Annotated in this window: 13 protein-coding genes; 1 reads left to right on the forward strand and 12 read right to left on the reverse strand. The window is 65.1% G+C overall.

All coding sequences use genetic code 11. The annotated features are described in order from the left end of the window. Positions 1-48 precede the first annotated feature (48 nt). The gene (locus AB7535_RS16665) at positions 49-699 is read right to left on the reverse strand and encodes a protein-L-isoaspartate(D-aspartate) O-methyltransferase (protein ID WP_028152470.1); all 651 of its coding nucleotides are present in this window, start codon (positions 697-699) and stop codon (positions 49-51) included. Positions 700-936: 237 nt separating this feature from the next. Here AB7535_RS16665 and AB7535_RS16670 point away from each other — a divergent pair, with 237 nt between their 5' ends. Next, entirely contained in the window at positions 937-1308 is a 372-nt protein-coding gene (locus AB7535_RS16670) for a response regulator (protein ID WP_028152469.1), read from the forward strand. Between the two features lie 3 nt (positions 1309-1311). Here the strand turns inward: AB7535_RS16670 and surE are convergent, their stop codons facing one another. From surE to argS, 11 genes are all read right to left on the reverse strand, one after another. Further along, entirely contained in the window at positions 1312-2079 is a 768-nt protein-coding gene (gene surE / locus AB7535_RS16675) for a 5'/3'-nucleotidase SurE (protein ID WP_063983116.1), read from the reverse strand. A gap of 104 nt (positions 2080-2183) precedes the next feature. Then, the gene (locus AB7535_RS16680; RefSeq protein WP_135213745.1) at positions 2184-2546 is read right to left on the reverse strand and encodes a hypothetical protein; all 363 of its coding nucleotides are present in this window, start codon (positions 2544-2546) and stop codon (positions 2184-2186) included. A 197-nt stretch (positions 2547-2743) separates the two neighbouring features. Beyond that, positions 2744-4075 (reverse strand): serine--tRNA ligase, encoded by a 1332-nt coding sequence (gene serS, locus AB7535_RS16685; RefSeq protein ID WP_439036684.1) that lies wholly within the window; start codon positions 4073-4075, stop codon positions 2744-2746. 193 nt (positions 4076-4268) lie between these two features. Continuing rightward, entirely contained in the window at positions 4269-5081 is an 813-nt protein-coding gene (gene tatC / locus AB7535_RS16690) for a twin-arginine translocase subunit TatC (RefSeq protein WP_063983113.1), read from the reverse strand. Continuing rightward, on the reverse strand, positions 5078-5623 hold the full coding sequence (gene tatB, locus AB7535_RS16695) for a Sec-independent protein translocase protein TatB (RefSeq protein ID WP_259257410.1): 546 nt from the start codon (positions 5621-5623) through the stop codon (positions 5078-5080). The genes tatC and tatB overlap by 4 nt, the downstream gene beginning before the upstream one ends. A gap of 86 nt (positions 5624-5709) precedes the next feature. Beyond that, positions 5710-5946 (reverse strand): twin-arginine translocase TatA/TatE family subunit, encoded by a 237-nt coding sequence (locus AB7535_RS16700; protein WP_028156107.1) that lies wholly within the window; start codon positions 5944-5946, stop codon positions 5710-5712. Between the two features lie 167 nt (positions 5947-6113). After that, a complete protein-coding gene (gene scpB, locus AB7535_RS16705; RefSeq protein WP_063983111.1) occupies positions 6114-6863 on the reverse strand; it encodes an SMC-Scp complex subunit ScpB in 750 nt (249 codons plus the stop codon). Positions 6864-6884: 21 nt separating this feature from the next. Continuing rightward, the gene (locus tag AB7535_RS16710) at positions 6885-7724 is read right to left on the reverse strand and encodes a segregation and condensation protein A (protein WP_063983110.1); all 840 of its coding nucleotides are present in this window, start codon (positions 7722-7724) and stop codon (positions 6885-6887) included. Continuing rightward, positions 7721-8749, reverse strand: a complete 1029-nt coding sequence (nagZ, locus tag AB7535_RS16715) for a beta-N-acetylhexosaminidase (protein WP_135213748.1) — start codon at positions 8747-8749, stop codon at positions 7721-7723. The genes AB7535_RS16710 and nagZ overlap by 4 nt, the downstream gene beginning before the upstream one ends. Positions 8750-8795: 46 nt before the next feature. Continuing rightward, complete coding sequence (locus tag AB7535_RS16720; protein WP_354077801.1) at positions 8796-10397, reverse strand: SPOR domain-containing protein; 1602 nt, start codon at positions 10395-10397, stop codon at positions 8796-8798. 141 nt (positions 10398-10538) lie between these two features. Beyond that, positions 10539-12329 (reverse strand): arginine--tRNA ligase, encoded by a 1791-nt coding sequence (gene argS / locus AB7535_RS16725; protein WP_439036685.1) that lies wholly within the window; start codon positions 12327-12329, stop codon positions 10539-10541. Positions 12330-12334: the final 5 nt, after the last annotated feature.

Raw genomic sequence — 12334 nt, forward strand, 5'->3', positions numbered from 1 at the left:
GGCTTAACCCTCCCAATAAGATGTTGGCGGCACAGCCGATCCGGAAATCTACAGCTCCCGCGCCACCCCGGGCAGCGCCGGCACGAAGCGGACCTCGACGAGTTCCTTGCGCTCGATCCCGGCTTCGGTCCGGCTGAAGCGGACCAGCGTCTGCACACCATGGTGCGGGCCGATGGGTGCGATCAGGATGCCGCCGACCTCCAGCCGCTCGACCAGGTTCTCCGGAAGCTGCTCCATCGCGGCGGTGACGATGATGCGGTCGAACGGGCCGATATTGGCCGGCAGGTTGAGGCCGTCGCCGAGCATCACCTCGACATTGTGACAGTTTAGCTTTTCGAGCCGGGCGCGTGCCGCCTCCGCGAGCTTGCGGTAGCGCTCGACGGTCAGCACCTGGCCTGCGAGACGCGACAGCACGGCGGCCTGATAGCCCGAGCCGGCGCCGATCTCGAGCACGCGGTGCTTCTTCTGGAGCTGCAGCTGCTCGGTCATGTAGGCGACGACGAAGGGCTGGCTGATGGTCTGCCCGCAGGCGATCGGCAGCGCGCTGTCACGATAGGCGGCGTCGCGATCGGTCTCCTCGACGAACAGATCGCGCGGCACCTCCTCCATGGTTCGTAGCACCGCCTGATCGCTGATGCCCCGCCGCCTCAGCGAGAGCTGAAACATCATCTTTTCCGGCGGGTGCTGATCGGAGGTCATCGCTGCTTATCGTCTCGTCGGGTCCGGGGCCACGTGTCTCGTTAAGACCCGGGGCAGGAATCCTGTTCCTACCCAGGAACCCATGATAGCCGTTCGGGCGCGGTATTGGACCATAAATCGGCTTGCAACGGGTTGGCTGCAAAGACCATTTTCAGGTGTCCGCTCGCCGAAACGCGCATTGCGTCGATTCGCGTTATCTGCGAACGTTTTCCGCAAATGGGCAAGGACTCAACGACTATGACCGCGACCGGACCTTCGGGCCGCTCTGTATTCCTCGTCGAGGACGAGGTGATGATCAGGATGATGGTCGCGGATATGCTCGAAGAGCTCGGCTACAAGGTGGCTGCCGAGGCCGGCGATATCACCGAGGCCCTGCGGCTCGCCCAGGCGACCGAGTTCGACATCGCCATCCTCGACGTCAACGTCAACGGCAAGGTCATCTCTCCGGTCGCCGATGTCATCAGGGCGAAGGGCTGCCCGTTCATCTTCGCCACCGGCTACGGCTCCTCCGGCCTGCCCGAGCAGTACCGCGACCGGCCGGCTCTGCAGAAGCCGTTCCAGCTCGACGCGCTCGGCAAGACCATCGAAGCCGCCCTTCGCGGCGGCTAGCGATTACTTCAGCGTCGCGCTCAGCGCTTCGGAAAACGCCTCATTGGTGCGGTCGAGCCGGAGCGGCGTGACGGAGACATAGCGCTCGCGCAGCGCCGCCAGATCGGTGCCTTCGGCAGGCGTATCCATCATCGCGGCACGCTCGAAGCCGATCCAGAAATAGGGATTGTTGCGGCCGTCCCTGCGCTCGTCGATCCTGAGGAAGCCGAGATTGCGCTTGCCCTGGCGCGTGACGCGGATGCCGAGCACCTCTTCCGGTGTACATGCCGGGAAATTGACGTTGATGACGGTGTCCTTCGGGATGCCGGCGGCGATCACCTTGCGCAGGATGTCGGGTCCGAATTTGAGCGCGGTGTCCCAAAGCGGGCGCTCGCGCGTCTCGACGCTGAACTCCTGCGACAGGGCGAAAGACGGCAGCCCCAGGATGGTGCCCTCCAGCGCGCCGGCGATGGTGCCGGAATAGACCACGTCCTCGGCGACGTTGCGGCCCTTGTTGACGCCGGACAGTACGAGGTCCGGTGGCTTGGTGCCGAGGATATGGCGCGCGCCCATGATGACGCAGTCGGTCGGCGTGCCGCGCACGGCGAAGTGCTTTGGTCCGACCTCGCGCAGGCGCAGCGGATCGTTCAGCGAGAGCGAATGCGACACGCCGGACTGGTCGAGCTCGGGCGCCACGACCCAGACGTCGTCGGACAATGCGCGTGCGATCTCCTCCACGACCTTGAGGCCGGGGGCGTGAATGCCGTCGTCATTGGTGCAGAGAATGCGCATATTAAAAATCGTTCCTGAAGCGGGTCTGAGCCGTCTTATCCGGCCGGGGCCGATCAGGCAAACCGGCCGACTGGGTCCGGCGGCGGGTTCCCAGCCTGGTCCTGCTACCTGCGGATGCGCCATTGCGGCAGGAAGCGTGCGAGCCTGCCTTCCGCGCGCAGCTTCATCGCCGGCACCACCAGGCTCACAACCGGAGCCTCGATCACCCCGAGCGCCTCCAATTGCGCGAGGATCGGCTCCGGCTCCCGCGTCTGCGGAAAGCGTTCGCGCGCCACGGTCAGCGCCTTGTCGAAATCCGCAGCATTCACGCCGGGCTTGGCCCGCCGGCTGCACACGAGATCGTCATCCCAGAGCCGCGCGATCGCGATGTCGAGCACACCACGCAGACGCTGATCGACAGCCTGGATACCGGCACCTGTCACCGCCCATTGTCTGCCGACCCAGAAGATGTCGCTGTGCAAGGCCATGAACAGTGAGTTCGCATTGTCGGATGGCCGGCAGAATAACCAGCCGCCCGATCTTCGCAACCAAACGTTTCTGCGTGACAGCCGGGCAACACGCACCGGGTTCGCGTTCCGATAGAATCGGAACGGGACTTCAGATTTTTATCTTGTTTGACGCGCATTCTCGACGCGAACCGGTATCCACTTCGCTCGAAAACGCCCTACTCGCGCGCGACCACCTTCAGCCCGCCCATATAGGGCTGGAGCACGTCGGGGACGGCGATCGAGCCGTCCTCCTGTTGATAAGTCTCCATCACGGCGATCAGCGCGCGGCCGAGCGCGGTGCCGGAGCCGTTCAGCGTGTGCACGAATCGTGGCTTGCCGTCCGGACCGCGCGAGCGGGCGTCCATGCGACGGGCCTGGAAGTCACCGCAGACCGAGCAGCTCGAGATCTCGCGGAACGCGCCGCCCTCGCCCTGCCCGGGCATCCAGACCTCGATGTCATAGGTTTTTTGCGACGAAAAGCCCATGTCTCCGGTGCAAAGCGTCATCACACGGTAATGCAGATCGAGCCGGCGCAGCACTTCCTCGGCACATGCCAGCATCCGCTCATGCTCGTCCTTGCTGGTCTCCGGCGTCGTGATCGACACCAGCTCGACCTTGGTGAACTGGTGCTGGCGGATCATGCCTCGGGTATCACGTCCTGCGGCGCCCGCCTCCGCGCGAAAGCACGGCGTCAGCGCAGTCAAGCGCATCGGCAGCTGCTTCTCATCGAGGATGGATTCGCGAACGAGGTTGGTAAGCGCCACCTCCGCTGTCGGAATGATGCCGAGACGCTCCGTCCGCAGCCGCTCCAGATCGGGTGCGGCGAGCAATTCGCCCTTGATCGCCCAGAACTGGTCATCCTCGAATTTCGGCAATTGTCCCGTGCCGAACATGATCTCGTTGCGGACCAGCAGCGGCGGATTGATCTCGGTATAGCCGTGCTCGTCGATGTGCAGATTCAGCATGAACTGGCCGAGCGCGCGTTCGAGCCGCGCCAGCCCCTTCTTCAGCACGACGAAGCGCGCGCCGGAGAGCTTGGCCGCCGTCTCGAAATCCATGTCACCGAGCGCGCCGCCGAGATCATCATGGGGCTTGGGCGCAAACGCGTAGTTGCGCCGGTTGCCGAAGACATGGCGCTGCACATTGCCGTGCTCGTCGACGCCGTCGGGCACCTCGCTGAGCGGCAGATTGGGGATCGCCGACAGCGCCGTGGCAAGCTCTTCGTCGGCGGCTTTCGCAACGGCTTCGAGCTGCGGCATCGTGGTCTTGAGCTCGGCGACCTCCGCCATGAGCTTGGCGGCACGCGCGTCATCCTTCGCCTTCTTGGCGTCGCCGATCTCCTTGGAGGCCGCATTGCGCCGCGCCTGCGCCTGCTCCGAGGCCAGGATCGCCTCCCGCCGCTTCTCGTCGATCGCGAGCAGCGACGCCGACAACGGCTTCAGGCCACGCCTGGCGAGGCCGGCGTCGAAGGCTTGCGGATTGTCGCGGATCGATTTGATGTCGTGCATGGCGGTGGTCCTGGATCAGCGCATAAACCTACAACGGCGAACGTTGTACGTCAGCGCGTTCCCCCTAGCACAGCTGTCATCGCCCGCGAAAGCGGGCGATCCAGTATTCCAGAGGCGCCCGTGATTCCCCGAGAGGCTGCGGCGTACTGGATTCCCCGCCTTCGCGGGGAATGACACCGGTGGACGTGGCGCCCTACTCCGCCGGATTAGCCGGCGTCGACACATCAGTGCCGGTGGCGGCCTTCGACGCCGCCGCCTTCTTCTCCACCATCCCGACCGCGATGATCGAGCCCTCGTAGAGCAGGAGCAGGGGGATCGCCAGCGAGCACTGGCTCAGCACGTCGGGCGGCGTCAGAACGGCCGCGATGACGAAGGCGATGACGATGAAATAGCGGCGCTTCTCGCGCAGCATCTTCGAGGTCACGATCCCAATACGCCCGAGCAGCGTCAGGATCACCGGAAGCTGGAAGGCGATGCCGAAGGCGAAGATCAGCGACATCATCAGCGACAGGTATTCGCCAACCTTGGGCAGGAGCTGGATCTGCGCGGTCTCGTCGCTGCCGGCCTGCTGCATGCCGAGCGAGAAGCGAACCAGCATCGGCAGCACCACGAAATAGACCAGCGCCGCGCCCAGCACGAAGAAGAACGGGGTGGCGACCAGATACGGCAGGAAGGCCTGCTTCTCGTGCTTGTAGAGTCCGGGCGCGACGAACTTGTAGATCTGCGTCGCGACGATCGGGAACGAAATGAAGCCGGCGCCGAACAACGCGAGCTTGAGCTGGGTGATGAAATATTCCAGCAGCGCCGTGTAGATGAACTTCGAATTCTCGGGACCCGCGACCCACACGAACGGCCAGACCAGCACGTTGTAGATCTGCTTGGCGAAGAAGAAGCAGAAGATGAAGGCCACGCCGAAGCCGAGCAGCGCCTTGATCAGCCGCGATCGCAGCTCGATCAGGTGGTCCATCAGAGGGGCTTTGCTGGCCTCGATATCGGCGTCGCTCATGACGCTTTGACGTCCTTGATCGCCTCAGGTGGCGCAGTGTCTTGAATGACCTGGGCCTGCTCGACCTCGCGGGTGATCGCGAGCGGCTCGTTCACGGCCGCATGCGCCTCGGCTTCCACGAAGGTCTCGGGCGTCGGCGCTTCCGGCGTGGTCGGTGTCGCCGGCGTTTCGGTTGAAATCGCCAGCGCTTCGCTTGAAGTCGCCGGCGCTTCGACGGCGGTGGTCGTGGTGGTCTCGGCCGGCTTGTCCAGCGCATCGACGCGGAGCGCGTCGCTGACATCCTTCTGGAGCGAGGTCATCAGATTGTTGCCGGCAAAGCCGGAAGCGGCTTCCTTGACCTCGTCAAAGCTCTTCTTGAGGTCGGCCATTTCGGCCTCGCGCATCGCTTCCTGGAACTGGCCCTGGAATTCGGCAGCCATCTTGCGGGCCTTGCCCATCCACTGCCCGACCATGCGCAGCACGCCCGGCAGCTCTTTCGGGCCGATGGCGACCAGAGCCACGACCCCGATCAGGACCAGTTCACTCCACCCGATGTCGAACATGAGGCCTTCCGTTCACGCCAGCCGCGACCGGCCCAATCCTTCGCGCTTAGGATCGGCGCCGTCACCCGCGTCTCGCGTACGCTTACTCAGACGGCCTTGCTGCCGACGTCGGACCGGGCCGCGGTCGGCGGCGCGGCGGCGTGCTCGATCGACTTGGCCGGCTCGGGCTTGTCGGCGACCTTGTCGTCGTCCTGCATGCCCTTCTTGAAGGCCTTGATGCCCTGGGCCACGTCGCCCATCAGATCCGAAATCTTGCCGCGGCCGAACAGCAGCAGGACGACTGCGATCACCAGGATCCAGTGCCAAATGCTAAGCGAACCCATCCTGCAACCCTCCAAACACACTTGGCCGGGGACCCGGCCGATCTTCCCGGAAACCTAGGCTTGGCAGGCCTCAAAAACAAGGACCAAGGCAGCGCCAATTCGCTGTTGGCGCTACGTAATCTTGCCAGTGTTAACTGGTCGCAGGGAGCCTCTAAGCGGCCGGGACGTCAGTCCTCGCTGCCACCCTCGCCGCCCTCATTGCCGCCTTCCGGCGTCTCGGGCTCGACCGCAGGCGCCAGCGCCAGATCCAGGTCCTCGCCCGGTTCCAGCGGATCCTCGTCCTCGCGCAGCTGCGGGTCATCCGACGGGGTCGGCACGCTGAATCCGGTCGGCAGGCGCGAATCCAGCAGGCCCGTGCCCTTCAGCTCCTCCAGGCCCGGCAGATCGCCAAGCTGTTCCAGGGTGAACTGCGACAGGAAGTCCTCGGTGGTTCCGAAGGTCAAGGGGCGGCCGGGCGTCTTGCGACGACCGCGCGGCTTGATCCAGCCGGTCTCCAGCAGCACGTCGAGCGTGCCCTTCGAGGTGACGACGCCGCGGATCTCTTCGATCTCGGCGCGCGTCACCGGCTGGTGATAGGCGATGATCGCCAGCACCTCGATCGCGGCGCGCGACAGGCGGCGGGTCTCGGTGCTCTCCCGCGTCATCAGCCAGGCGAGATCGCCGGCGGTACGGAAGGTCCATTTGTTGGCGACGCGCACGAGATTGACGCCGCGCAAGGCATAGTCGGCCTGGAGCTGTTCGAGCGCAGCCTTGACATCGACCCCATCAGGCATGCGCTTGGCCAGCGTCGCGGTGTCCAGCGGTTCATTCGAAGCAAACAGCAGCGCTTCCAGCAGCCGCAGCTCTTCAGGACGTGCCTGGGACTCGTTCTCCATCGGCTCGGCCTCTTCTACCCGCACTTCAGCCAGGCTTGCCATGGTAGCTTCTCCTTCTTGCACTTAACCGACCGGCGCATCAGGCGCAGGAGCTGCGTCCACGACCGGTTTCGGGCGCCCCTTCCGGAAATAGATGGGCGCGAACGCCTCTTTCTGGTTCAACTCGAGCTGACCTTCACGCACCAGTTCGAGCGCAGCCGCAAAGCTCGAGGCGAGCACCGTCGCGCGCTGCGTCGGATCGGCAACGTGCCGGAGCAGAAAGTCGTCGAGAACGCCCCAGTCGTCCTGTTCGCTGATGCTGCCGACAAGCCGCTCCAGCGTGGCGCGTGCCTCAGCGAGCGACCACACCGTGCGCTTGGCCAGATGCACGCTCGCCAGCACGCGCGACTGGCGCTGCGCGGCATAGGCGGTGAGCAGGTCGTACAGCGTCGCGGTGTATTTCGGGTGCTTGATCTCCGCGATCTGCTCTGGCTCGCCGCGCGGGAAGATGTCGCGCAGCAATTGCTGCCTGTTCATCAGCCGGTTGGCGGCTTCGCGAATGGCTTCCAGCCGGCGCAGGCGGTTGGCGAGCGCGGTCGCCATCTCTTCTGCGCTCGGGCCTTCCGCACTGGGCGGCTCCGGCAGCAGCAGGCGCGACTTCAGGAAGGCAAGCCAAGCCGCCATCACGAGATAATCGGCGGCAAGCTCCAGCCGGATCTTTCGCGCGGCTTCGATGAAGTGGAGGTACTGGTCGGCCAGCGCCAGGATCGAGATCTTGGCGAGATCGACCTTCTGCTGCCGCGCCAGCGCGAGCAACAGGTCGAGCGGGCCCTCATAGCCCTCTACGTCCACAACCAACGCCGGCTCACCCTCGGCGAGCTCTGCAGGCCGCCCGGTTTCAAACGATAGGATTTCTGCGGTCATGCGGATGCCGTGTTTGCCCGTGCGATCAATGCGTCCAGTTCGGCGCGTGCGGCCACCCGGTCGAACGGCTGCGGTGCCTTGCGCGACGCAAGTGCGGCCTTCGCGCGCGCCAGCGCCGTGCCGGACAGCTCAGGTGTCTGGCCGGCGACCTCGCGCATCTCCTCGATGTTGCCGTTGCAATGCAGGGCCATGTCGCAGCCGGCCGCGAAGATGGCGCGGGTCCGTTCGGCGATATCCCCCGACAGCGCGTTCATCGACACGTCATCACTCATTAACAAACCCTGGAACCCGATCACGCCGCGAATCACCTGAGTGATCATTGTCGCAGAAGTCGTCGCCGGATGGGCGGGGTCGACCGCGCTAAACACAACATGTGCAGTCATGGCCATCGGCAGGTCGGCCAGCGGCTTGAATGCCGCAAAGTCGGTCCGGTCGAGCTCATCCCTCGGAGCATCGACCGTCGGCAGTTTGAAATGGGTGTCGGCGGTGGCGCGTCCATGTCCGGGAATGTGCTTCAGAACCGGCAGCACGCCGCCCTGCTCCAGGCCCTCGGTGACCGCGCGCGCGATCGCGGCAACCTTGCCCGGCTCAGTGCCGTAAGCCCTGTTCCCAATGACGGCGTCGGCACCCGGCACCGGCACGTCAGCCAGCGGCAAGCAATCCACGGTAATGCCAAGATCGGTGAGATCCGACGCAATCAGCCGGGCGCTGAGGCGCGCAGCCGTCAATCCGAGTACCGAATCAGCGTCGTACAAGGTCGAGAAAATCGCGCCCGGCGGATAGACCGGCCAGTGCGGCGGGCCCAGCCGCTGCACCCGGCCCCCCTCCTGGTCGATCAGGACAGGCGCGTCAGCCGCGCCCGCAGCCGCCCGCAATTCCTCAACCAGCGCAGCAACTTGAGCCGGCGCCTCGACATTGCGCTTGAAGAGGATGAAGCCCCATGGGCGTTCGGCACGGATAAACTCCCGCTCGGCGGCGGTTAGTTCCGTTCCGGATACACCGGTAATGAAGGCCCGCGTGCTCATAACGGCCGATTAACCCTGCCCCGCGAGGGGGTCAAGGAAACGGCCGTTAATTCCTCTGGACGAAGCAGGCTGACAGGCCAGCGGACTTCAGGCTGTTGCAAGCCTGCGTCGCTTCCTCGGCCGAACCATAGGGTCCGGCGAAAGCGCGATAGACGACCCCCTTGCCCTTGTCGGTCAGATCGACCCGCTTGATCACCGGCGAGCGCGATCCAAGCACGCTGCCATATTTGCTCTGAAGCACCCGGTAGGACGCGGCCGCGCTGTCCTCGCTCTGCTGCGAGGAGACCTGCACGACGTAGCCGCCACCACCATTGCTGGCGGGCGTGATTTGCGTCGGGTTGGTCGCAGCCATCCGCTGCGGCACCTCCGCAACCGGCGTCGATTGCGGCGCAAGCGAGAGCGGCTGGTTGGCACTGGCATTGGCCGAAGTCGGCGGATTGCGCGGCGCAGGCGGTGCGGCGGGCGCGGCAACGGGCTTCGGCGCGGCTGCCGCCGGCTTGGCGGCCGCGGATTGCGGCGCGGTGCTATCGGTCTGATCGGCCCTCACGGCCACAGTCCTGATCGAGCGCGGCGTGTTGGCCGGCAGCGTGCCGTTGCTCGGGATTGGACCCGCGCTTGGCGGCGGGATCGTGGACGGCGACACGCTCGCGACCGTTGGCGGGTTCGCGTTCTGGTTCAGTGGCGGGAACACCACGCGCGGACCGCCCGCCTTGGCAGCGACGTCGACAGGCGCCTCTTCACGCGGCACGATCTTCTCGGAGCCATCGCCGCTCGCCATGCGATCCGGCACCTTGGCCGAGGAGTCGGTCGGCGCCGGCACGATCTTGGTCGGCGTGTTGTCCGCCTTGATGATCGGCGGCTCGCCGCTGCGAGGCGAACCGACATAGGTCTTGTAGGCGAAGGCCGCGCCAGTGCCGACCACGGCAAGCGCGAGGATCGCTGCGACCGTCATCATGCCGCCGCGCGGCTTCTTCGGCTCGTCGAGATCGGCCTCGGGATAGTCGCTCTGGAACGCGTAAGGATCGTCCGGATAGGCGGGATCGCGCTGATAATCCTGCTCGCCGCCCTCCAGCCGTCCATAAAGCGCATCGTCGTAGCGTGCCGGATCAGGTGGCTGATGCGGCTCCTGATAGGCTTGCTCCTGGTAAGCCTGATCATGCTGCTGGTGAGCGCGGCCCTGATGGGCCTGATCCTGATAGGCCTGCGCTTGATGGGCCTGATCCTGGTAAGCGTGGTCCTGATAGGCCTGCGGCTGATGGAAATCAGGCTCGGGCGCGGTCGGCTGAGCTGAATAGCGGTGCAATGGATGAACCGGGTTCACAGAAACGGGATAGTCGGGCTGCTCGGGCGCGGGCTGCGGCTGCACGTTGGCGCGCCGCATCCATGAGGGCGGCCCGGGCTGAGCCGGCGGCGCCTGCTCGGCATAATCCTGCCGATAGTCGTCCTGCGGATAGTCGTGGTCCTGATAGCTCTGCGTTGGCGGTGCCGGCGGCTGCGCGCTCGGCCGTCCCTGCGCTGCGAATGGATCGGTCTGTCCGATCAGGCGGGCGAGTTCGGCCAAGGGATCGTTGTCCGCCTTCCCATGCTGATCGCCACCGCGACCATAGCCATCGGAAGGAAACGTTCTGTCCTGATATCGTTCGGCCATCGTGATGATGCGTCCCTTCGGGAAAGCCGCGCGCCCCTCGACCAAGGCGCGGCTTTCGACCCACAAGGCATTCAACCAAGTCTAAGCGGTCCGGCTTCTGCCGGTTACCCCCAAAATTCCCCTTAAGTAGTTCGCCCCAAACTACCGCATCTCGTCCGGAGCATGGACGCCGAGGATGGCGAGGCCCGATGCCAGGACAGAGACGACGCCCTGGACCATGGCCAGTCGCGCCTTTGTAAGATCTGCATCATTATTGATAATGAAGCGTAAATAGGGCAAATCGCGCCCCTTCGTCCAAAGTGCGTGAAATTCGCTCGCTAAGTCATAGAGATAGAAGGCAATTCGGTGCGGCTCATGGGCCGCGGCGGCGGCCTGCAGCATGCGCGGAAAAATTGCGAGGCGCTTGAGCAGCTCGAGCTCGACCGGGTCCGACAGCCGTTCCACCGCCGACTCGCCGAGCCACGCGATCCGCTTGCCGGTATCCTCAGGCAGTTCCGGGAACACCTCGGCCCGGGCGTTGCGGAAGATCGAGTGGCCGCGGGCGTGGCCGTACTGGACGTAGAATACCGGGTTGTCGCGCGACTGCTCCATGACCTTGGCGAGGTCGAAGTCGAGCACCGCATCGTTCTTGCGGTAGAGCATCATGAAGCGGACGGCGTCCTGGCCGACCTCATCCACCACTTCGCGCAAGGTGACGAAGTCCCCGCTCCGCTTCGACATTTTCACCGGCTCGCCGTTGCGCAGCAACTTCACGAGCTGGACGATCTTGACGTCGAGCGCGCCCTTGCCGGATGTCGTCGCCTTCACCGCCGCCTGCATCCGCTTGATGTAGCCGCCATGGTCGGCGCCCCAGACGTCGATCATCTCGGCGAAGCCGCGATCGAACTTGTTCTTGTGGTAGGCGATATCCGAGGCGAAGTAGGTGTAGGAATTGTCCGACTTGATCAGCGGACGATCGACATCGTCGCCGTAAGCGGTCGCCTTGAACAGGAGCTGCTCGCGGTCTTCCCAATCCTCGACCGGCGCGCCCTTCGGCGGCGGCAGGCGGCCTTCATAGATGTCGCCCTTGGCCTTCAGGAAATCGATGGTCTCGGCAACCTTGTTGTTGCCGGTCTCGATCAGCGAGCGCTCGGAGAAAAACACGTCGTGGCGGATGTTGAGGGCTGCGAGATCGTCCTTGATCTCGTCCATCATCATCGCGATCGCCTTGGCGCGTACCGTCGGCAGCCACTCGGCCTCGCTCATCGCAAGGAGCTTGTCGCCGTGCTCCTTCGCCAGCGCCGCGCCCACCGGCTTCAGATAGTCGCCGGGATACAGCCCTTCCGGGATCGCGCCGATGCTTTCGCCAAGTGCCTCGCGGTACCGCAGGAAGGCGGAACGCGCGAGCACGTCGACCTGCGCACCGGCATCGTTGATGTAGTATTCGCGGGTGACGTCGTGGCCACCGAACTGGAGCAGGCTTGCCAGCGCGTCGCCGAACACGGCGCCGCGGCAATGGCCAACATGCATCGGTCCGGTCGGGTTCGCCGAGACGTATTCGACATTGACCTTGGAGCCACCGCGGACGCGGCCGTAGTCGGCCCCCTCGCGCAGCACCGTCCGCAACGCCTCGGCCCAGGCGGCCGGCTTCAGCGTCAGATTGATGAAGCCGGGACCGGCGACATCGACCTTGGCAATCAGCACGTCGGCACGGAGCCGCTCGGCGATCTGCTCGGCGAGGTCGCGGGGCTTTGCCTTTGCCTCTTTCGCAAGCACCATGGCGGCGTTGGTCGCCATGTCGCCATGGGAGGCGTCGCGCGGCGGCTCGACCACCACGCGCGAGAAATCGATACCCTCGGGCCAGTTGGCGTCCGCTGCGAGCGCGCGGCAGGCGGCGTGCACGCGTGCGAGCACGTCGGCGAACAGGTGCAGTGCTGAGGATGTGTCGGGCATGGCCG

Source organism: Bradyrhizobium sp. 956_D2_N1_4 (genome assembly GCF_052076025.1).
Classification (GTDB): Bacteria; Pseudomonadota; Alphaproteobacteria; order Rhizobiales; family Xanthobacteraceae; genus Bradyrhizobium; species Bradyrhizobium barranii.